A 19,973-nucleotide genomic window follows, 5' to 3' on the forward strand; every position below is an offset into this window, starting at 1 on the left:
AAAACCGTCCCCATAAGGGTACCATTCTAATTGGGAGATACCCTTATGCAGTCAAAACCGTCCCCATAAGGGTACTATTCAGGCCGGTAGATACCCTTATGCAGGCAAAAGCATCCGCATAAGGACACTATTCAGGCCGGTAGATACCCTTATGCAGTCAAAACCGTCCCCATAAGGGTACTATTCAGGCCGGTAGATACCCTTATGCAGGCAAAAGCATCCGCATAAGGGCACTATTCAGGCCGGTAGATACCCTTATGCAGTCAAAACCGTCCCCATAAGGGTACCATTCAGGCCGGTAGATACCCTTATGCAGGCAAAAACATCCCCATAAGGGTACCATTCAGGTCGGTAGATACCCTTATGCAGGCGAAAGCATCCCCATAAGGGTAGCATTCAGGCCAGGAGATACCCTTATGCTGGTGAAACCCTCCCCATAAGGGTACTATTCAGGCCGGTAGATACCCTTATGCAGGCAAAAGCATCCGCATAAGGGCACTATTCAGGCCGGTAGATACCCTTATGCAGTCAAAACCGTCCCCATAAGGGTACCATTCAGGCCGGTAGATACCCTTATGCAGTCAAAACCGTCCCCATAAGGGTAGCATTCAGGCCGGGAGATCCCCTTCTGCAGGTTAATCTATCCACATAAGGTTACTAATTATATATTTTACCAAATAAAGATTGATTTAACTAACGTAATTAGTTAAAGTAAAACTAATGATATTAGTTTTACGCTGGAGGGGTTTTAAATGAGGGTAATCAAAGAGGGTTTTCTATACCAGTTAACATTCATGCCAAGAATTTTTCCGGTAAATTGTTACTTTATCGAGGAAGAGGAAGGGCTGACTTTAATTGATGCAGCACTGCCGAACAGTGCCAAACCAATTTTGCATGCTGCAGAACAAATTGGGAAACCGATCAAAAGGATTGTTTTGACCCATGCTCACAGTGATCATATTGGAGCACTTGCTGAATTGAAGGAAAAGCTTGATGTCCCAGTTTATATCTCTGTCCGTGATTCACGCCTTCTTGCCGGTGATACCTCACTTGATCCATCTGAACCTCAGACACCGATTCGAGGAGGAGTACCGAAGAACATTAACATAAAACCTGATGTATTCCTCAGCGAAGGGGATGAAATCGGCTCATTAATCGCATTTGAAACTCCAGGACACACACCTGGATCAATGTCTTTCCTGGATAAAAGAACAAACTCCCTAATTGCAGGTGACGCCTTCCAGACAAGAGGGGGAATAGCTGTATCTGGTGTGACAGTACCATGGTTTCCTTTTCCGGCGATGGCTACATGGAACAGGAAACTGGCATTGCAAAGCGCGGAAAAAGTTCTCGAGCTAAAACCAGCAATTCTGGCTGTAGGCCATGGGGAATTGCTTCGTGGACCTGTGGCTCTCATTGAAAAAGCTATCCAAAAGGCAGAAGAATTTTTACGGAACAAAGGAGTTTAGGAAATGTCACCAAGACCGAAAATCGCACTCGATAAAAAGACCATTGTAATGGCAGCAGCTCAGCTTGCGAATGAGCAGGGAAGTGATCAAGTAACGCTTGCATTGCTGGCAAAGAAACTTAATATCAAACCACCATCGTTATATAACCATTTTGATGGTCTTCCAGGAATCAAAAGGGAACTCGCTCTGTTTTCACTTGAAAAACTGTATAACGGACTTGAGGCTGAAGCATTGGAAAAGTCTCCAGGTGAGGAATCAGTTTTGGCGATAACAGATGCCTATTTATCTTTTGCCAGGGAAAATCCCGGCCTTTATGAATTTGCATTGTCTGCTCCCGATCCTTCAGATGAAAAAGTCAATCATGCTGGCGAGAGAATTGTCAGGCTTGTCATATCCACAATCCAGCCCTCTAGTTTGTCAGACGAGGGAGCCATTCATGCAGTGCGCGGTTTAAGGAGCCTCATGCACGGTTTCGCTTCTCTCGAACAGAAAGGCGGCTTTGGAATGCCCCTTGACCTGGATGAAAGCTATAGGCTTGCAGTAAAGACCTTCCTCCGGGGCATGAAAATATCAGGTTAATTTTCATCTTCTGAAATAGTTTCAATGGGTACTCACATACATATGTATAGATGCAACTTTTGAAAGAACAGGAGGCGCACTATGGATATATATGTGAGAAGAGGAGATTCATTTTGGTATTTCAGCAACCTTTTCAACATCCCGCTCCAGTTGATCATAGATTCCAACCGCGATTTGGATCCGAACGCACTGACTGTGGGCCGGACTGTGAAGATTCCCGGTTATGCCGCTGTGGATTATCGAATCCGTGCAGGAGATACTCTCTGGCAAATCGCCCGGAGCCGAAATATCCAGGTGGATGCTCTGCTGCTGGCCAATCGGAATATCAATCCAAAGGGATTGTACATTGGCCAGATGATCAAAGTTCCAACAAGGATTACCTGGCGGATTGTCCAGGGTAAAAAAAATTACGATTATAGCTCTTTGATGAATGATTTAAGACGATTGGAAAGTGTATACCCATTTATGAGAGTGCCATCGATCGGAAATTCTGTATTAGGAAAAAGGATTCCTGAAGCTTTGGTCGGGGATGGCAATAAAAAGGTCCATTACAATGGGGCATTTCATGCGAATGAATGGATCACTACTCCCGTCCTAATGACGTTTCTAAATGACTACCTTCTGGCGCTGACAAACCAAACCTCGATACGAGGGCTGTCAATGCTGAACTTATACAACCAGACGGCTTTGTCGATTGTCCCTATGGTCAACCCTGATGGTGTCGACCTCGTACTCAACGGACCACCTGAAGAGGAGCCATGGAATGAAAGAGTAATAGAATGGAATAAAGGCAGCATGGACTTCAGCGGCTGGAAGGCGAATATAAGAGGAGTGGACCTGAATGATCAATTCCCAGCAGAATGGGAAAAAGAAAAAGCCAGGAATCCAAGCCAGCCTGGTCCAAGGGATTATGTTGGCGAAAAGCCGTTATCGGAGCCGGAAGCAATCGCCATGGCAGAACTTACACGCAAGCGCGATTTCTCAAGGGTTCTCGCCTTCCATACCCAGGGCGAAGTCATCTACTGGGGCTTTGAAAACCTCGAGCCGCCTGAATCGGATGCAATGGTTAATGAATTCGCCAGGGTAAGCGGCTACCAGCCAGTAAAAACCATTGAAAGCTATGCCGGATACAAGGACTGGTTCATCCAGGACTGGCGCCGGCCTGGCTTCACAGTGGAGCTTGGGTTCGGTATCAACCCTCTGCCACTGTCTCAGTTCGATGAGATTTATGAAGAAGCCCTGGGAATCTTCCTGGCAGGTTTATACCTTTAATAAAGTGGATCACCTGAAAAGGTGGTCCCTTTCTGTATCTCTATTTGGATTTATCTGGTAAAATTGTTTTGTGCAAGGGGGGAGTCAGATGACTTATTCAGGCAGGCCACCAATATACATAATGTATTCTCTGTTAGTTGTTATGCCTTTTTCTTCAAATTTCAACAAGTTCTTTCAATTTCTGATTCCGATTACTTTAGTTATGATTAGTCTGCTGAGATTTCATTTAACATTATCATCCCATCAGATTGAATATAAAATAACCATCGCTAATATTATGATATACAAAAAAATACTTACATCTGAGAAAATCAAAAAAGTAAAGTTCGGCCGGATCGGCTGGACGACGAAAAATGCAGTGGTAAAGGTAAGGAGAGGCTTCAATATTGGTGTTGCCTACTTTTACAGCGGTCAGTTGATTGCTGAGCTTGAAGATTTCGCCCTTGCTAACCATATTGAAATTCAAAAGACGAGGGATTTTCTGCTTTTGGAAAAATACTATACAAACAGCTAAAAAGCATCGGTCGCCCGATGCTTTTTTTGCCTGCTTATTTTTCAAAAATGCTGTTGGAAAGGAGACGGAACAGGTAGTCTGTATGATCGCGGAAGCCAGCTTCAAGTCCGATCAGCGTTACATCTTTATCCTGTTCTTTAACGATTACTGCCTTTCCTTGAGCTGCGCGATTGTTTTTCCAGTGCCCGGCAACAAAGAAGTCTGAGTTATCGTCAAATGTTGCAGCAACTTCATCATTTCCTGTATTTTCATACCAGACAGGACGGTAGACGAAGCCGAGGTCATCCTCGCTATATCCGCCGGTCATACCTTCGCCGCTATAATCAACTTTCGCGATTCCGTTGCTGTTGTAACCTGCAACGACAACCGTGTTATCTGTGAGGCCTAATGTCTTTGTCGCCAGTGAGGCGCCTGCACCGACGGCGATATACTTTCCGCCATTATTTAAAAATTCTTCGACATTCGTTTTGAAGAGATCATACTGTGCTGGGTTCTGGAAGCCAAATTCTTGATTTCCTGCACGTGATTGAGTTTTGGCGATCAGACCTTCGGTACCGCTGTATACGAATACGTCGAAGCCCTTCAATCCCTGTTCCGCAACTTCAGCAGGGGTGACCTCTGTAACCTCAAAACCCAGGCGTTTCAGTGCAAGTTTTGTTCCTGAATGGGATTGGGCCTTATTCATGCCTCCGTCCTTAAGGATTGCTACTTTAAGGTTTGTAACTTCTACTGCGTCTGCAGGTACCTTTACCGATTCGATATGCAGTCCGGATTGTTTTACAGCTGAGTCAATGGTGTTCGCGGGAGCTTCTGTGTAAAAATTGCCTGCTTTATCGCGTTTTACGGAGACGCCTTGTTGCATGAGCGTATTGGCAAGTTGAACCGCTTTTACAGAACTGTTTGGAATCAGGAATGGCCCTTTGCCGGTAACTGACCCTTGTTCCTGGATCTGGTTCACTTTCGTTGCGGTCACATCGAGTTCATCTTGAACAGCTACTGCCTCAAAGCCCCATAGCTCCGGCAGGCTCCAAGCTGAAATATCGTACATGGAGTCGACATCTTCAGTGATATCCTCGCCATCCCATAACATCGTATTGGCCAGCCCCGCCTTTGCCTGGTCCATTTTGACAATGTATGTGCCTTTTGGATAAGCTTTTCCGTCTGCCGTAAAAGTCTTTGAAGCTTGGACGACTTCGATGTCGTTTTTCTGCAGATGCTTAACAGCCTTATGTGTTACAGTTGGATCTTCCGGATCAACAGGCAGAACATAGGCAGTAGGGAAGAAGCCTTCGTCATGGAACGGATGATCAAAATTGATGCCTCGCTTGAACATTTCAATCTGGTCTTTGATCATTTCCTGCTTGTTCTCTGTGGCATTTTTCAATGCTCCCATGATGGCATCATACATCCAGCGGACACCGTCAAGATCATTTGTTGGCGCTTCAAGCGTGTGGCCATATGCACCATGGTACATCGCATACATTGGCGTAAAGATTGGAGGATAATCATCCCAGCCTTCTGCGTCATCACGTTGAGGGATATAGGTTCCCACCATCGATTGATACAGGCTGCCGGTGAAGCTTTCCTTGTCGGACATGATTTCATTTTCCATCGCTTCCGCCTGATCCATTGCCCATTTTTGGTAAAGGTCATATTCGTAATTTGGATTGTGCGGAACGGTACAAGGCTCAATGAGACCCTGCTTATTTGGCGCGTAACCTTTTACATAGCCATGTGTATCAAGGAAGACCATTGGGTTCCATTCTTTGATCAGTGAAACGGTCTCCTGGGTTTCGGGCTGTGACTGGGTGATGAAGTCACGGTTCAAATCGATTCCTTCTCCATTGAAGCGGGTAGCATCGACCCGGCCATCGGGATTCTGGACAACATTGAAAATCAGAATATTGTTTTCGAGGATTTCAGTCGTTGTCTCGTCATTTTCAAGTGCAAAGCGCTCAATCAGCTGCATGACCGCGTCACTGCCGACAAATTCGGTACCATGGATAGAGCCATTGATCATGACTGGCACCTTGAAGTCTGGATTGTTTTCAATCCAGTCCTGTGCTTTGCCAGGGTTTTTGAACATTTGTTTTCTTAAAGCCTGGATCTTGCCAAACTTGCCCTGGGAATCAGGTGCAGCAATCGTAACGACATAAAGAGGCTGTCCGGTTGATGATTGTCCTTTTACTTCCACCTTCACACGATTGGATTGCTTCTCGATTTGTTCAAGTTTATTTCCGATTTCCGAGAATTTCATAAAGTCATAGTTTTCGCTGTTGAATAAGCTTCCGTCCCTTTCTTCATATGCATTTACATAATTCCACTTCAAAGACTCAGCTAGTGCCGGAGTCCATGGGGAGGATGCTAGCAAACTTGCAGCTACAACACCCGAAATCATTTTTTTATACTTCATCTATGTATTCCTCCAAAATTACTTTGTATATTTATACATAATAGTTAGTAAAAATTATTTCGACAATCGTACAAAACTCCTAAATGTTTGTCCAGATGTCCTAACGCTTGAATTTACAGGAATCTAGAGTGGTTGGGAAATTATTCGAGAGGAATATCTAGGAAGATAGTCACGAAGAAGAGGCGAAATAAAAAAACAGGGCGGGTGCCCTGTTTTATTGTGGCTGCATGGTCCGATTACGTCGCTTCCGGTTCCATTGTCTTGCCTTATATTTCTGTTCAAGTTCGGCGACAGGTTTTGCAACAAGTGCGTTCTTGAATTCAACAGGTGTCTGTTTTACAGAAAAAACAACCGTATTGACAGCTTTCTTTTTCTTTTCAAAATCAGTCATCAGCTTTTGCTGTTTAAATTTAAGTGAATCGGTTTCTTCTTTGATCGCATTGGTTTTATTCTGGACACGGGTTGCTGTCTCTTGAAGACTGTCAATGGTTGGCTTAGCATCTTTAAATGTTTTATAAGCAACATATCCGAGATAAGCAAGTGCAGCCACGATGACAGCGATGCTGATGTAGACGATGATCATGGATGATGCCTCCTTTTATTCAAATCCTTTATTTTTTATTTACCCATTTATGTTCCGTTTTAACAAAGAAATGCACTACAGCTGTCGGGATATATTGGAAATGATATAATGGACTGGAAGATTTTATAAAAGGAGTACTTATTAGATGAGTAAATTTGTTGTGATCCTGAAGGATAAACGAAATGGAGAACTGGATTCAAAATTGCTGGGAAGGCATATTGACCATCTCAGGCAGTTAAACCAGGCAGGACAACTGATGATTGCCGGCCCATTCAAAAATAATGATCACGCCATGATCATCCTGAATTGCGATGATATTGATGAAGCAATCGCACTAACAGAAAAAGACCCCTTCATCACAGAAAAGTACTACCATACATATGATATCAACGAGCTGATTGTCGCCAATGAGGAAAATAACTGGCTGATGGACAACCCGCAAACGAAGGGGAATCTGATCCACTAATAGAAAAAGAGACTTCCAGCTGCCTGGAAGTCTCTTTCTATGATTATTGGTTTCAACTCAACTATGACTTATTCAGTCACAGTTTCAGCTTTCTCTTCAGTCTACTTCTCAAAAACAGCAAGTACAGCAGAAAGCATTGCAGCAAATTTCTTTGCGATTTCACTTGCATATAAGCTAGCTTTTGACTCAGCTTTTTTGTCAGCAGATGGGTTTACTTTTGCCTCTTCAGTAGCAGTTTCGTCAGTAACAGCTTCTTCAGTCACTTCTTCAGTAGCAGTTTCGTCAGTAACAGCTTCCTCAGTCACTTCTTCAGTAGCAGTTTCATCAGTCACAGCTTCCTCAGTCACTTCTTCAGTAACAGTTTCGTCAGTAACAACTTCCTCAGTCACTTCTTCAGTAGCAGTTTCATCAGTAACAACTTCCTCAGTCACTTCTTCAGTAGCAGTTTCGTCAGTAACAACTTCCTCAGTCACTTCTTCAGTAGCAGTTTCATCAGTAACAACTTCCTCAGTCACTTCTTCAGTAGCAGTTTCGTCAGTAACAACTTCTTCAGCTACTTCAACGGACAAAGCAACAGCTGAATTTTCGTTAGCTTTCTCTTTAGCAACATCGCTAGCGTTGAAAGCCTTAGACTTCATTTTGTTGGCAATAGAAGGAGATACTTTTGCATCTTCTTCAGTAGCATCTTCTTCAGTAGCATCTTCTTCAGTAGCTTCTTCATCAGTAGCATCTTCTTCAGTAGCTTCTTCATCAGTAGCATCTTCATCAGCAGCTTCTTCATCAGCAGCTTCTTCATCAGTAACAACTTCATCAGTAACTACTTCTTCAGTAGCAACTTCTTCAGTAGCTTCGTCTTCAGCAACCTCATCTTCAGTTACTTCAACAGACAAAGCAACAGCTGAGTTTTCGTCAGCATTCTCTTTAGCAACATCGCTGGCATTGAAAGCCTTAGACTTCATTTTGTTGGCAATAGAAGGAGATACTTTTGCTTCTTCTTCAGTAGCATCTTCTTCAGTAGCATCTTCTTCAGTAGCATCTTCTTCAGTAGCATCATCTTCAGTAACTTCGTCTTCAGTCACTTCGTCTTCAGTCACTTCATCTTCAGTCACTTCGTCTTGAGCAGCATCTTCTTCTGCAACTTCGTCTTCAGTAGCTTCATCTTCAGTCACTTCATCTTCAGTCACTTCATCTTCAGTCACTTCGTCTTCAGCAGCATCTTCTTCTGCAACTTCGTCTTCAGTCACTTCATCTTCAGTCACTTCGTCTTCAGCAGCATCTTCTTCTGCAACTTCGTCTTCAGTCACTTCGTCTTCAGTCACTTCATCTTCAGTCACTTCAACAGATAACGCGACAGCTGAATTTTCGTTTGCTTTCTCTTTAGCGACATCGCTTGCGTTGAAAGCCTTAGAATTCATTTTGTTGGCAACAGATGGAGATACCTTATCTTCCGTATCTTCGTTGTCATTTTCATCTTCATCTTCATCTTCAGTCTTTACAGTTGCATCTGTATCAAGATCGATATTTTCAGAATCGGAGTCATTATCCTCATCATCTTCTGTTTTCACAGTAGCTTTTGCCTCAAGGTCGATTTCTTTAGACTCTTCTTCAGAATTTTCATCTGAATCTTCATCTGAATCTTCATTTGAATCCTCATCATCTTCCTTTTTCATTTCTGTGTCAGCTTTAGGCTTTGTTTCCTCTTCTTCTTTAGCTGCATCAGTTTCTGCAGTTTCTTCAGATTCAGAGTCAACTTCTGTTTCATCAGTAATGATTGGCTCAAGTTCTACAACTTCTTCCACTACAGGTTCCTGAGTAACAGCTTCTTCTGTTGGAACTTCCTCAGTTTTCACATCTTCGACAGGCGCTTGTTGAGTTGTTGTGTGTACAGCTGCATTTGGAGCCGCATGCTTTTTGGCAGTTTCGCTTGCATGAATGCCAGCCTGTGATTTTGATGCTTTTTCCTTCGCTTCGCCGTTTGTAGCAGCTTTTGGCTGAGCCTTAACTGCAGGCTTAGCAGGAGTTGCTTTTACATTAGCCTTTTTATTAACAACCTGAACCTTTGCTGGTTTGTTATGAGATTGTTCAACTTTTACCTTTTCCGGTCCGGCAGCCTGAGTGAAGTGGCCTCCAGTCAGTACTCCGATTGACAATACTCCAGCTAGCATAAAAGACTTCACAACTTTAGTTCCATTAATATAATTATTCATTTTCATTATTCGCTCCCTTTTAATTAACGTTATCCGTGACAATCGCGTCGGTATACGGTAAAAAAGCAGGAGCTTTTAACGGTGGTGGGGAAGGTGGGGCATTTACCCACTGGCTCTGAAAAACAGCGACCCTTGACGTAAACGGCTGCAAGAGGCTTAAATGGAATGTTTCATCCCAAATGAACCATTTATCGCTTAAAAAGGTGTTCGAATTTCCATAACTTGTCCTGTCGCCGGATGGCCCCCCTGAAGCCTTCGTGCGTGATGGAGGGTTAGGCAGGTTGTCTCCTTTAGGATACCTCTCGTTTTGGGATGAATCCTTTTCATCCTTTTTCACATGAGGTATTTTTCTGCTTTCCGTCTTTACTGGTACTTTGACAATGGACGGTTTCTCTGCAGACTCCTTAGAAGGATCAAGCTTTTCCTCCAAACCAGGTGATTTACGCTTTGTTTCTTTCACGTACTGATCTTCATTATGTATGGATTTTAACGCACCTTTTTTGTTTTGATTATTGCTGGGCTTTTGTTTATGTTTCGCCTGATTAGTTTTTCCGGTCCTCGATGCATTGGTGTTTTTGGGCTGTGTTGCTTTCTCATTTTTCTTAAATGATGAAGCATTCCCATTCATTTTCACTGCCTCGGCCGGATTTTCTTTAGGCTTGGCCTGGAAAGGTTTCTGGACGATTTCTTTCTTAATCGGCTGGTTTTTGACCGCAGGTTGTGCAGGAGATTTTCCGGAGTTCTTGGCAATCTCTGCCTTGTCTGGCACAGAAGCCTGCTCAGCCGCCGCAGGCTGTTGTCCTTTTCCGGCATTTGGCCCTTTTTCAGCAAAAACCATGTCTGGCACCAACAAAGCAATACCAGTAATAAAGCCAGTAATGATTAAATGTCGGAAGTGCATCCTTTCACCTCCTTTCAAAGCAAAAATCTGTCTCAGGAATACCATTCCGGTATTCAAACCTGTTTTTGTCGGTTTTTGCTGCATTTTAAAAGAAACCGTTCTTTTAACCTAGCAGTCTACTCGAGGGGATGATTCAAATTTCCTTTCTTTTTGGTACTTATTATTCAGGTGGTAAATAATTGGCATTACTTTCTCTTGCCCTTTTTAAAAAAAGGAGTAGAATGGAAATTATGCTTTAATCGTTTAAATGAAAGAAGGATACATCATGAAAAATTTAAAAATATATATGATTCTTACCGGTGTCATGTTTCTGTGGGGACTCAATGTAACGGGACTTAAAGTAATCGTGGGGAATTTCCCGCCGATTACGATTACCTCACTTCGTGTATTCACTGCGGGAGTCTCGGTATTTATCATTCTCTTTTTCTTTAAAAAAGTCCGGCTGCCTTCAAGGAAAGAGTGGAGTTATATTATTGGCGGCGGAATCCTGAATGTAACTGGGCACCATTTATTCCTGGGAATTGGATTAAAAGTGACTTCGGCTGTTAACGGTGGCTTGATCCTTGGACTGGGGCCATTGTTAACCGCTTTAATGGCTATCTTATTCCTGGGGAAAAAGCTGACATTTGTCCGGACTCTTGGATTTATTTTCGGTGGTATTGGCGTCACGCTGACTGTGCTGGCAGGTGAGAAAGGGCTTTCGGGCATGTCAATTGGTGATTTCTATGTGTTTATTTCCATTGTTTCGCAGGCGATAAGCTTCATCATAATTTCCAAAGCAGCGAAAACACTAGATCCTCGTCTATTGACCGGATATATGCTTGTCTTCGGCTCACTCTTATTGTTCCTAATCGGGTTATGGAAGGAGCCAGGTGGATTGGCGAGCCTTGGAAATGCTTCAGCAGGAATATGGGGAGTATTTTTTACGTCAGCGATTTTCGCTACAGCAGTAGGGCATATGCTTTACAATTATGCCATTGGCCAAACCGGACCGGCCGAGGCGTCAATCTTCCTGAACTTGAATACATTCCTATCCATCCTGTTCGCTGCCATCTTCCTTGGGGAAAGGATCACATCATCCCATTTGCTCGGCCTGATCTTCATCGTCTCAGGCGTCATATTCGGATCAGGAGCACTGGAGGAACTGATGCTCAGGAACAGAGCGAAACGAAATGCAGCTTAATAGTGTTGAGGAGGCAGGGCTTCGGCTCTGCTTTTTTTTGCATGGGGTACTGTTATTTATAACTAGTTTTGCAGACAACATTTGTTCCAACCGGAAATAAATCTGCCCCAACCGGGAATATATTTTGTTTCAACCGGGTTTAATGCCGAATATCATAGTAAAACAAAAAAACACCTTCAAATTTCAATTTCCTTCTAACAAAAGTATAAAAGTGTCCATTCTTCAGAAAAAACTGTCCTGATTTTGGACAGCTGTTCTTCGAAGTATCTTTATTTCAATGTAACTAGCATTGGCATGATTCTTGCTTTCTATAACAATATAACTTTATAAAAGTGGAGGTCAGGCGAAAATGAAAATGAGCGAAACAAAAGCGATTGTTACCGGAGGAGCATCCGGGTTAGGGGAAGCGACTGTCAGGAAAATCATCGGGCAGGGGGGAAAGGCTGCGATTCTGGATTTATCAGTGGAACGCGGTGAAACTCTTGTAAAGGAACTTGGGGAACAGGCAGTTTTCGTACAAACAGACGTAACGAGTGAAGAAGATGTAAGAAATGCTATCAATAAAGCAATCGAGTCATTCGGTTCGATTAACACGGTGGTAAACTGTGCCGGGATTGGGGTTGCAGGAAAGCTGCTATCAAGAAAAGGCGTCCATTCGCTGGACATGTTTTCAAAGGTCATTTCCATCAACTTGATTGGAACCTTCAATGTCATCCGGCTTGCTTCCGAGCAGATGTCCCAGAATGATCCAAATGAACTCGGCGAGAGGGGAATCATCATCAATACGGCCTCCGTTGCCGCGTTCGACGGCCAAATCGGCCAGGCGGCATACAGTGCTTCAAAAGGCGGGGTGGTCGGTATGACGCTGCCAATTGCAAGGGAACTTGCTGCATACGGCATCAGGGTGATGACGATAGCTCCCGGCCTATTCCATACGCCAATGTTCGACTCGCTTCCGGCAGAAGCAAGGGACTCGCTTGGAAAAATGGTGCCATTCCCGCAGCGGCTTGGTTACCCGGAGGAATACGCTCAGCTTGCTGAAAGTATTATTATGAATCCAATGCTTAACGGTGAAACAATCCGTCTTGATGGAGCAATCAGGATGCAGCCGAAATGATGAAAAGCCCTTTCCTGTCAAAGGAGAGGGCTTTTTCTTATGGTAAAAATTTCGCGTTGTTGAAAATGCAGAAAACAAATATGATATTTTTGTAATATAACATTTCATCAGAGAGCAGGGGACAATTAGAGTGACAACGAATTTTTTTAGAATTTTCATGCTTTTATTCTTAACAGCGGCAGTTTCTTTCCCGCAATTCGCTTCTGCAATGGCTGAGGTCATATCTTTCAGTCAATCTACCGGAACTGTTGCGTACCAGGGAAACAGTGTACCTGGATATGTTACGTTTGAGCTGAAAACGAGTGAACCGACTCGCGGGCATATTTTAGCGGTAGGCAATGGTGTCCAGACTCAAATCAACCTATCAAGTACAGATTTTAAAACAGTACATAGAATAGATTGGGTGCCATGGGATGATACGAAGAAAGCTCCATTGCCTCCGGGTGAATACCAGCTAAAGGCGTATTTATCAGACCAGGGCTATAACCAGATGCAAGGTTATCCGCTCGGAAAACTGACCGTTGTGGCGGAGACGAATCCAAAGCCATTATTCGATCAGGTTTCGATTAATCCTTCCATGTTTTCTCCGAAATACGGAGGAGCGGAAAATGTACAAATTCCTTTCAACTTGAACCGACCGGCTGAAGTACAACTGAGCATCTGGCAAAATGGTGCCGAAGTTTACGCTGGAAGCAAAATGAAGCTTTTGCCTGGCAGCAATTCCGTAAACTGGAACGGAACGGATAAGGCAGGACGAGTTGTTGCGGACGGAACCTATGATGTCTACTTTAACTACATCGAGACTGCATTTAACTACCCTGCAACGAAACAGTCAGCACAAAAAGCAGGAACGGTCTCCATTAAGGACGGCGACTACAATATACCTCAATGGAGATTGAAAGAAGTTGTTACGGACGCTGTCTTCACCTCTGATATCATCAGCCCGGACGGTGATGGTGTGAACGACACGGTCACAGGGAAATTCACATTGGCAGAGCCGGCAAAAGTATCCGTCTATATTGCGAACGCTGCTGGCGCGCATATGAAAAATGTTGTTGCAGGTCAGTCATTCCCGGCGGGAACACATTCTTTCACATGGGATGGAACCGACTTTAATGGCGGAAAAGCCGTAAACGGAAACTATTTTATAAAAGTCATGGTAATTGAAGGCAGTAACACCGGCTATATCTCTTTTACAGATTCAGTCAGGTTTGAAGGCGGCTATGAGTTCAAGGCCCTTCAGCCTGAAAAGCGAGTGAGGGTAACCTCTGAGACCGCGAAGCTTTCGATCTATCCAATGAGTCAGGGATATACGGCTGTAAAAGGCGATACTTTCCCGTTAATGTCCGAAACAGTTGAAAATGGCCGGTACGAGGTGCTGGTCAAAGAAGGTGTAACCGGTACGATCAATGTAAGTGATGTGGAACTTGTGGCTGAATCCACTCCGCCGGCAGTTCCTAACACGATTGATTACACCGTGGCGAGCGGCGACACACTATGGAAGATTGCTGCTAAGTTCAACAGCAGCATTTCCGATATCGTCACACTGAATGATCTTGATCCAAATCAGTATTTATATGTTGGGCAAAAACTGAAGGTGCCAGCTCCGGCTACACCTGAACCGACACCACAGCCAGTGGTATATACGCTCCAAACAGGAGACACTCTCTGGAAGATTGCCCAAAAATATGGCACAACAATTGATGCCATCGTGAAAGCGAATAATCTGGATCCGGCCAAGTATTTGTATATCGGACAGAAACTTACTATTCCATCGACAACTGCTCCGGAACCGCCGGCTGCCCAGCAAGTCATCCATACAGTTGTAAGTGGAGATACACTGTGGAAAATCAGTGTTAAATATGGCACAACCATCGATGCGGTTGTGAAAGCAAATAATCTAGATCCGGCAAAATACCTGTATATTGGCCAGAAACTCACCATTCCACGCTAAAAATCATCACCTGCTCCTCACCTGGGGGCAGGTTTTTTCATGGCTAATAAGTGTACTTTCCCCAACAGTGTTATATAATTAAAGTTATAATATTCAGAAATTTTTAACTGGAGGGGGGAAGTTAATGCTTGAATTCAGGGATATCGTCACCCCTGTTGACTGTCTGGTCACAGAGACAACAACTTTGCAGGAGGCAGTGGAAATCTTCAGGGAGAAGAAATGGAATCTCCTGCCCGTTACTGATACTGAAAAGAACCTTCTGGGAGTTTTTACCCGCAGCGGCTTGTATCAAATGATCCTTGAAGGCAGTCCCCTTGAAACGGCAATACTTCCATACATAAAGAAGGAAGCTAGATCCATTCGAATCGACACTCCTTATCGCGAGATCGAGCAGATTGTAAAAACAAGCAAGGTTGGTACCGGCGTGGTGCTGGATGAACAGGATAAAGTCATCGGTTTACTGACCAAGACCGAAATGGTGGTCGCTTTGCTAAAATCTGCGAATACCCTCAAGGACCAACTGGAAACAATCCTTCAGCACTCCAATATCGGTGTGCTCATGACTGACGGCAGGATGCAGATGATTTATGCAAATGAAGCTTTTACGAAAATCAGCGGACGGACTCTTGATTCAATTATATCCAGGAAGCTCGGCGATATTTTTCCTGGGTTGCTGAATGGAGATGACACGCCTCATCATTATGAAAAATTTAAATCGATTCTTCATATCTCTTCCTATGAAACAGTGAACCATGAAGAAGGGAAAATCCTGTTATTCCAGGATATTTCTGAATTTGAAAAAATGGCAGAAGAACTCGAGACGGTTAAAAAGCTTAAGCTGACAATCGAGACGACACTCGAGAATGCATATGATGGAATCCTGATGACGGACGAAAAAAACATCATCACCATGGTCAGCCCGCCATTGCTCGAACTGTTCAACCTGGAGAAAACAGAAGTTTTATATAAACCAGTCGAGCAAGTCCTTCCGCAACTGAAGCTTGGCAATGTGTTCCGGTCGGAAATGGCGGAAGTCAGCGACTTTAACGAGTTGAACGGTATCCGATATATTGTCCATCGAATTCCAATCAAGAAGGATGGCAAGGTGATCGGAGCGATTGGCAAAGTGATGTTCCGCCAGTTGAATGAGGTCAGCGAGTTGTTCAAGCGACTTCAAAAAGCTGAGAACAAGGCAAGCTTTTACCACCAGCAGCTGCAGAAATCCGAGTCGGCCAGGTTCACATGGGACCATATTTTCAGCAAGGATTCTTACATGGAAAAATTAAAGAAAAGTGCAGCCAAAGCAGCGAAAGGCAGATCCACTGTATTGATTAGAGGTGAAAGTGGTACAGGGAAAGAATTGTTCGCACATGCCATCCATAACAGCAGTGCCCGAAGTGAAGGGAAATTCGTTGTCGTCAATTGCGCAGCCATCCCTGAAGACCTGCTAGAATCCGAGTTCTTCGGTTATGAAGAAGGTGCCTTTACGGGGGCGAAACAGCGCGGCAAGATTGGGAAGTTCGACCTTGCCAATGGAGGCACGCTTTTCCTCGATGAAATAGGCGATATGTCTCTGTCCCTTCAGGCCAAACTGCTAAGAGTCCTGCAGGAGCGAGAGTTTTACAGGGTAGGCGGAAATGTGCGCGTGAAGGTCGATGTCCGTATTATCGCTGCGACAAACCGTAACCTGGAAGAGATGGTAAGGCAGGGGGAGTTCAGGGAAGACCTTTACTACCGACTGAATGTCATTTCCTTGAATATTCCGCCGCTGAGGGACCGCGTTCAGGATGTTGAGTATTTGATTACTGAATTAATGAAAGAATTGAACTCCATGCTGGGTACGAGCATCACCGGCATCTCATCACAGGCAAAAACAGCACTCCTTCGCTATGAATGGCCGGGCAATGTGCGTGAATTGCGGAATGTCCTGGAGCGCGCAATGACCTTTGCCGAGCATGGGAAAATACAGTCAGAGGATCTGCCGGATTACTTACTGTCGCAACTATCCAGCCCACTTATCGAACAAATCAGCCTTGCAGAAGATGCCGAGCTTGGCGCGATCAGAAAGGCCCTCTCCCAGACAAACGGAAACAAGGCAAAGGCAGCAAAACTTTTGGGGATCAGCCGTTCAGGATTATATGAAAAAATAAAGAAATACCAGCTGAGCGTATAGCATGTCATTTGCGAACTGGAAAAAACACGTGTTTTTTTCCAGTTCGCCAATAAATCTTGGAAATCGCCAATAAAGTTGTGAACTCCGCCAATAAAAATAAAAAATCGCTAATATATCCATAACGGATCAATTATAAAACTGATTTAACACCAATTATGTTGACTCCTTATAATTAAATGAGCCAAAAGGCAGGATTTTCTACTCGATAAGTTGTCAGGCTGAATTTTATAAGCGATATTCCGTCGAATTAACCTTCTCGTTATATGTCCAACCATGGTGTCCAATTTCCGGACACTATGATTTACATTCATATCGATTCCTGCCTTGAAATACCGTATTTATCATTTTTAGAAAATTGGCATAATTATTGCATATAAAAATATGAATGCGTTTTCTAATATAACCAGGGGGGAAGCTTTATATGGATATTGGGTCATATTTAGCGCAAAATGCCAGGAAAACACCAGAGAAGCTTGCGATCGTGTGTGAGGGAAGGAGCTTTACGTACCAGCAGTTTAATGAGGAAGTGAACAAGCTTGCCCATGGGCTGCTCAGTCTGGGGATTCACAAAGGCGATAGAATTGCTTTAATGATGAAGAACTCTGATCAGTTTGTGTTTGCATTTTTTGCAGGTGCTAAAATCGGGGCGGTCATTGTGCCGGTGAATTTCCGCCTGACAGCCTCAGAGGTTCATTACATACTGGAACAGTCCGGGACTGTGCTGGTAATTTGCGATGATGAGTTCGAGGAGATCATCACTTCAGCAGGCGAAGGAACAAATGCAGCCCATGTCATCACGACTGGAACCCCAAAAGCAGTTGGACATCATTCATTCGAAAATGTCCTTTCCGAAAATTCCGCGGAACCACGAATTGAGGTCAGTGATGACGATGACCTTGAAATCCTGTATACATCCGGGACGACCGGCAGGCCAAAAGGAGCACTGTTTGACCATAAACGAGTATTCAATGTTGGCCTGACAATGATGATCAGCATGGCCATTAACCAGGAGGAACGTATCCTCCACATCGCCCCGCTGTTCCACTCGGCACAGCTTAATTTATTCCTGATTTCAGGTGTCGTACTGGGAGCAACCCATATCATCCATCGCGAATTCCACCCGGTCACAACCCTGCAGGCGATTCAACAGCATAAAATCACCCACTTCTTTGGGGTCCCTGCCATGTACAACTTCATGCTCCAGGTTCCTAATGCAGGGGATTATGATCTTTCACCGATTAAAAGATGCGGCTATGGTGCTGCGCCAATGGCCCCCGAACTCGTACGGAAGAGCATGGAATTATTCAGGACTGATCAATTTTATAATCTGTGCGGACTGACCGAAGCTGGTCCTGGCGGCATCCTGCTTGGTCCTGAAGGACATAAACACCATCTTGGAAAAGGAGGGAAGGCTGCTTTCCTGACCGAAGCAAGGGTGGTCGATGAAGAAGGCAAGGATATAAAACCTGGAGCTGTTGGCGAATTCGTCATCAAAGGCGAATCCATCATGAAGGAATATTACAAGAAGCCGGAAGAAACGGCAAAAACGATTAAAGATGGCTGGCTTTATACAGGTGATCTGGCCACGATCGATGAAGCAGGATATATCACCCTTGTTGACCGGAAAAAAGACATGATCATTTCCGGCGGCGAAAATGTATACTCCATCGAGGTGGAAGAAGTACTTTATGAACACCCGGCCGTATTGGAGGCAGCAATTATCGGTATCCCTGATGAAGTTTGGGGTGAAGCCGTCTGTGCAGTCATTGTGCCTAAGAAGGATGCGGTTGTTGATGAGCAGGAGTTAAAGAGTTTTTGCCGCCAAAAACTTGCAGGCTATAAAGTTCCGAGAAAAATATTTATTGAAGAAGCATTGCCAAGGAATGCTTCAGGTAAAATCCTGAAATACCAACTTCGCCAGAAACTGAATGAAGTGAAACTTTAATAGTTTGATAGAAAGAGGGAGATAAAAAAATGAAACACCCTTATTTAACGAATGACCATGAAATTTTCCGCAGGTCGCTTAGGAAGTTTTTAGAGAAGGAAGCATATCCTTTCTACGACCAGTGGGAAGAGGAGCGGATGATTCCGCGCTCCTTCTGGGAGAAAATGGGCGAGCAGGGCTATCTTTGCCCTGATATTGATGAGGAATACGGCGGCAGTGAAGTAGACTGGGGCTTTGCGGTTGTCATCAATGAAGAGCTCGAGCGTGTAGGCTCAGGACTGGTTGGAGTAGGATTGCATAATGATATTGTTGTTCCGTATATCACCGCATATGGAACAGATGAACAGAAAAAACGCTGGCTGCCAAAATGTACGACTGGCGAGATCATTACCGCGATTGCGATGACAGAGCCGGGTACCGGTTCGGATCTGGCGAATATCCAGACGACAGCAATCCTTGATGGTGACCACTATATTCTAAATGGGCAAAAAACCTTCATCACCAACGGCATCCAATCTGATTTGATTGTCGTTGCCTGTAAAACCGATCCTAAAGCGAACCCGAAGCATAAAGGAGTCAGCTTGCTTGTCGTTGAGCGTGACACACCAGGTTTTTCACGAGGGAGGAAACTGAATAAGGTTGGGCTTCACTGCCAGGATACGGCAGAGCTCATATTCGAGGATTGCCGGGTACCTAAGGAGAATCTGTTGGGTGAGGAAGGTAAGGGATTCCTCTATTTAATGGAAAAGCTTCAGCAGGAACGCCTTCTGGTTGCGATTGCGGCACAGACAGCGTCTGAGGTCATGCTCAAGCAGACGATAGAGTATGTCAAAAGCCGTGAAGCCTTTGGCAAACCTGTCAGCAAATTTCAAAACACGCAATTCAAGATTGTTGAGATGGCGACAGAAATCGAAATGGGCAGAGCTTTCCTTGACCAGCTGATTGCCGAGCATATCGAGGGCAAGGATGTGGTCACAAAGGTATCGATGGCGAAGTGGAAGCTGACAGACAGCGCGAGGAAAATTGCCGCGGAATGCATGCAGCTGCATGGCGGTTATGGATATATGGAAGAATACGAGATCGCGAGAAGATTCCGTGATATTCCGGTTGCCAGCATCTATGCCGGGACAAACGAAATCATGAAAACTATCATTGCTAAAAACCTTGGATTATAGACTAACAGACAATCAGAAAGGA

The 19,973-nt window shown here is 44.3% G+C and carries 15 protein-coding genes; 11 read left to right on the top strand and 4 right to left on the bottom strand.

Annotated elements, in window-relative coordinates:
- Positions 1–752: 752 nt before the first annotated feature.
- The 4 genes from QNH36_RS05660 to QNH36_RS05675 all read left to right on the top strand — a co-directional run bounded on the left by QNH36_RS05660 (position 753) and on the right by QNH36_RS05675 (position 3,834).
- Complete coding sequence (locus QNH36_RS05660; protein ID WP_144475072.1) at positions 753–1,469, top strand: MBL fold metallo-hydrolase; 717 nt, start codon at positions 753–755, stop codon at positions 1,467–1,469.
- A gap of 3 nt (positions 1,470–1,472) precedes the next feature.
- Positions 1,473–2,048 carry a TetR/AcrR family transcriptional regulator gene (locus tag QNH36_RS05665; protein ID WP_251543818.1) on the top strand — a complete coding sequence of 192 codons (576 nt, stop codon included), beginning with the start codon at positions 1,473–1,475 and terminating at the stop codon, positions 2,046–2,048.
- Between the two features lie 81 nt (positions 2,049–2,129).
- On the top strand, positions 2,130–3,320 hold the full coding sequence (locus tag QNH36_RS05670) for a M14 family zinc carboxypeptidase (protein ID WP_283904911.1): 1,191 nt from the start codon (positions 2,130–2,132) through the stop codon (positions 3,318–3,320).
- 88 nt (positions 3,321–3,408) lie between these two features.
- Positions 3,409–3,834 (top strand): hypothetical protein, encoded by a 426-nt coding sequence (locus QNH36_RS05675; RefSeq protein WP_144475069.1) that lies wholly within the window; start codon positions 3,409–3,411, stop codon positions 3,832–3,834.
- 34 nt (positions 3,835–3,868) lie between these two features.
- On the opposite strand, the gene QNH36_RS05680 is transcribed toward QNH36_RS05675, so the two are convergent.
- Both QNH36_RS05680 and QNH36_RS05685 read right to left on the bottom strand, forming a co-directional pair.
- Entirely contained in the window at positions 3,869–6,247 is a 2,379-nt protein-coding gene (locus QNH36_RS05680) for a M14 family zinc carboxypeptidase (RefSeq protein WP_144475068.1), read from the bottom strand.
- A 214-nt stretch (positions 6,248–6,461) separates the two neighbouring features.
- Positions 6,462–6,830, bottom strand: a complete 369-nt coding sequence (locus tag QNH36_RS05685) for a DUF948 domain-containing protein (RefSeq protein WP_144475067.1) — start codon at positions 6,828–6,830, stop codon at positions 6,462–6,464.
- A gap of 145 nt (positions 6,831–6,975) precedes the next feature.
- On the opposite strand from QNH36_RS05685, the gene QNH36_RS05690 reads away from it, so the two are divergent.
- Positions 6,976–7,296: a YciI family protein gene (locus QNH36_RS05690; protein ID WP_144475066.1), complete on the top strand. Its 321-nt coding sequence runs from the start codon at positions 6,976–6,978 to the stop codon at positions 7,294–7,296.
- Between the two features lie 101 nt (positions 7,297–7,397).
- On the opposite strand, the gene QNH36_RS05695 is transcribed toward QNH36_RS05690, so the two are convergent.
- The gene (locus QNH36_RS05695) at positions 7,398–9,509 is read right to left on the bottom strand and encodes a hypothetical protein (RefSeq protein WP_283904912.1); all 2,112 of its coding nucleotides are present in this window, start codon (positions 9,507–9,509) and stop codon (positions 7,398–7,400) included.
- Between the two features lie 13 nt (positions 9,510–9,522).
- A complete protein-coding gene (locus tag QNH36_RS05700) occupies positions 9,523–10,404 on the bottom strand; it encodes a hypothetical protein (RefSeq protein WP_144475064.1) in 882 nt (293 codons plus the stop codon).
- Between the two features lie 265 nt (positions 10,405–10,669).
- On the opposite strand from QNH36_RS05700, the gene QNH36_RS05705 reads away from it, so the two are divergent.
- The 6 genes from QNH36_RS05705 to QNH36_RS05730 all read left to right on the top strand — a co-directional run bounded on the left by QNH36_RS05705 (position 10,670) and on the right by QNH36_RS05730 (position 19,951).
- The gene (locus tag QNH36_RS05705) at positions 10,670–11,587 is read left to right on the top strand and encodes a DMT family transporter (RefSeq protein ID WP_283904913.1); all 918 of its coding nucleotides are present in this window, start codon (positions 10,670–10,672) and stop codon (positions 11,585–11,587) included.
- 349 nt (positions 11,588–11,936) lie between these two features.
- Positions 11,937–12,704, top strand: a complete 768-nt coding sequence (locus QNH36_RS05710) for a 3-hydroxyacyl-CoA dehydrogenase (protein ID WP_283904914.1) — start codon at positions 11,937–11,939, stop codon at positions 12,702–12,704.
- Positions 12,705–12,834: 130 nt separating this feature from the next.
- Positions 12,835–14,658, top strand: coding sequence for a LysM peptidoglycan-binding domain-containing protein (locus QNH36_RS05715; protein ID WP_251543800.1), 1,824 nt, complete (start codon positions 12,835–12,837; stop codon positions 14,656–14,658).
- Positions 14,659–14,782: 124 nt separating this feature from the next.
- Positions 14,783–16,831 (top strand): sigma-54-dependent Fis family transcriptional regulator, encoded by a 2,049-nt coding sequence (locus QNH36_RS05720; RefSeq protein WP_144475060.1) that lies wholly within the window; start codon positions 14,783–14,785, stop codon positions 16,829–16,831.
- Between the two features lie 421 nt (positions 16,832–17,252).
- Entirely contained in the window at positions 17,253–18,776 is a 1,524-nt protein-coding gene (locus QNH36_RS05725) for a class I adenylate-forming enzyme family protein (protein WP_283904915.1), read from the top strand.
- A gap of 29 nt (positions 18,777–18,805) precedes the next feature.
- A complete protein-coding gene (locus QNH36_RS05730; protein WP_283904916.1) occupies positions 18,806–19,951 on the top strand; it encodes an acyl-CoA dehydrogenase family protein in 1,146 nt (381 codons plus the stop codon).
- Positions 19,952–19,973 lie beyond the last annotated feature (22 nt).

This window comes from Mesobacillus sp. AQ2 (assembly GCF_030122805.1).
In the GTDB taxonomy this organism is placed as follows: Bacteria; Bacillota; Bacilli; order Bacillales; family Cytobacillaceae; genus Mesobacillus; species Mesobacillus oceanisediminis_A.